General features: G+C 40.7%; 2 protein-coding genes. One reads left to right on the top strand and one right to left on the bottom strand.

Annotation, left to right across the window (positions count from 1 at the left end; all coding sequences use genetic code 11):
- Window positions 1-397 precede the first annotated feature (397 nt).
- Complete coding sequence (locus tag DW657_RS17190; protein ID WP_118313559.1) at window positions 398-1,657, bottom strand: ATP-binding protein; 1,260 nt, start codon at window positions 1,655-1,657, stop codon at window positions 398-400.
- Window positions 1,658-1,980: 323 nt separating this feature from the next.
- Between DW657_RS17190 and DW657_RS17185 the strand changes: the two genes are divergently transcribed.
- Window positions 1,981-2,160, top strand: a complete 180-nt coding sequence (locus tag DW657_RS17185; RefSeq protein ID WP_199658378.1) for a hypothetical protein — start codon at window positions 1,981-1,983, stop codon at window positions 2,158-2,160.
- Window positions 2,161-2,263 lie beyond the last annotated feature (103 nt).

Genomic DNA, 2,263 nt, shown 5'->3' with positions numbered 1-2,263 from the left:
GATATTTTATTCATCGGATTACGCTGAGTTAACAGAGCATTCTTGTTCCACGGATTACGCACAGATTTTAAACGGAAGATCGACCTGTTCGGTCTTTGAAAAAAGTCCCACAGATTTGGCTTTCCCTTCGGCCGCCGATTTTCAATTCACAGATTTTCACAGATTTTCCAGGTGAAGAGTGGTGAAGAGTGGCGCGCAACTCTTCACCCGTGCAAATTCCTTAGCTACAGATATTTACATCCTTTCGGTGAAGGGTGAAGAGTGTTTTTGAAAGTGGCTTGCTGTTCCGACGGATTTGCAATCCGTCGTATAAAAAGGTTCGACCTATCAAACCTGGGGATTTGCAATCCCCCCCCTATCGGAAACGATTTACATCTTTTTATTTACTCGATTGCGTTTAACCCTGTTCAAGTATTTTCTTGTCTGTCAAGAAATCTAAGAGTCCAACAGTCAATACTCCAAGTTCGTCCTCCTTGCGATGGATGTCATCACCAACAATAACAATCTTACGGAAGTGGTCATTGATTGACAATAACGGGCGTCGCTCTTGTTGTTCCTTCTCTGGCGTCGGCATGTGGAAAGCCGACTGGATATACACTCTGTATGGAGGACGGTTTACCACAAAATCAACCTCCAACTGCTTTCTGATAAACTTGCCGTTCTCATCCTTACCACCAAGTTCAACCAATCCTACGTCCACATTATATCCACGACTACGAAGCTCATTATAGATAATATTTTCCATAATATGCGTTTCCTCTTGTTGCCGATAGTTGAGAATGGCTGCACGAATGCCTATGTCTGCAAAATAGTATTTCGTCTCAGTACCGATATATTTTCTGCCTTTCACATCATAACGTAAGGCCTCTTCTATCAAGAAAGAGTCTTTCAGATAGTCAATATATTGTTTTATGGTGTCTCTTTTTATGGTTATCCCTTGTGCAGATTGAAAGGTATTGGCTATTCTCGTTGGATTGGTTGATGAACCAATGCCTGAGGCAAGCACACGTACCAGCTCCTTCATTCCCTCAGGATTACGCAGATGGTTGCGCTCAATTACGTCACGCAGATAGGTGGTTTCATACAGACTACGCAAATAGTCAGTTTTCTTTTCTTCCGTTTCAAGCAAAGCTACCTGTGGAAGTCCGCCAAAGGTATAGTAATCCAGCCATGCTTTACGGATATCGCCACCAATGCCTTTGAAGTATTCGTCAAAGGTGAGAGGCCAAATGCGTATCTCGTCACCTCTGCCACGGAACTCTGTCACAACATCACTTGACAGAAAGCGAGAGTTTGAGCCTGACACATACACATCTACATTCCTCATGTGTGTCAAGCTAAGAATTACCTCTACAAATTCTTTTACCAGCTGCACCTCGTCCAAGACTATATAATAAGGATTACCATCATCCACTACCTTTGAGTCTATATAGTCGAGCAAGGCATCAGGCTTTCTCAACCGCCTGTTTCGGAAATCATCAAGTTGTATCTCAATGATGTGACTATCAGTCACCCCATGTTCCAAAAGCCAGGTATGCCAGATGTCAAACAGCAGGAAAGACTTTCCACATCGTCTGACACCTGTTATAATCTTCACAAGACCGTTTCCACGTCCTGCGATAAGTTCATCCAAGTATTTCTTACGTTCAAATATCATATTAGAGTACTATTTTTGATATTGGTATCACATTTTACACCGCAAATAAAGTTATCGTATGTCAATGAATTTATATCTACTATCATAACTTATCGGATTTTAAATTTTATGGTGGTGAGTAAATCATTCCACCTCTATTATTATAATTTTCCTTTATTTGCTGTGCAAAAGTAAGATTTTTCTGTGGATAAACAAAAATAAATTGCATTTTTCTGATGCATGATACTATATTTTCTCTTATTAAGTATCAAATTACATCTTTATAATTGCCAAAAATGGAGCTTCGCTTACGGAATTTCAAACATTGCCCGATCTTACGCAAGATGCTTGAAAGTTCTGATGTAATCAATGGTGGTGCCGAGCTTTTCCTCTATCAGACTGGCTACCTTACCATCAAAAGCAGTGATGAATTTGGCTACTTCCTCGGTTTCCCTAATCAGGAAGTGAAACAGGCTCTCTACGAGGAAGGAAAAGGTATATTGGATTGGGGGATTACTTCATAGATTTTCTTCATCGGATAACGCTGAGTTAACAGAACATTCTGGCTCCACGGATTACGCACGGATTTTAAACGGATGATCGACCTGTTCGGTCTTTGAAAAAAGT

This window comes from Prevotella sp. AM23-5, from assembly GCF_003473645.1.
In the GTDB taxonomy this organism is placed as follows: Bacteria; Bacteroidota; Bacteroidia; order Bacteroidales; family Bacteroidaceae; genus Prevotella; species Prevotella copri_A.
This window is presented reverse-complemented; position numbering and strand designations above follow the sequence as displayed.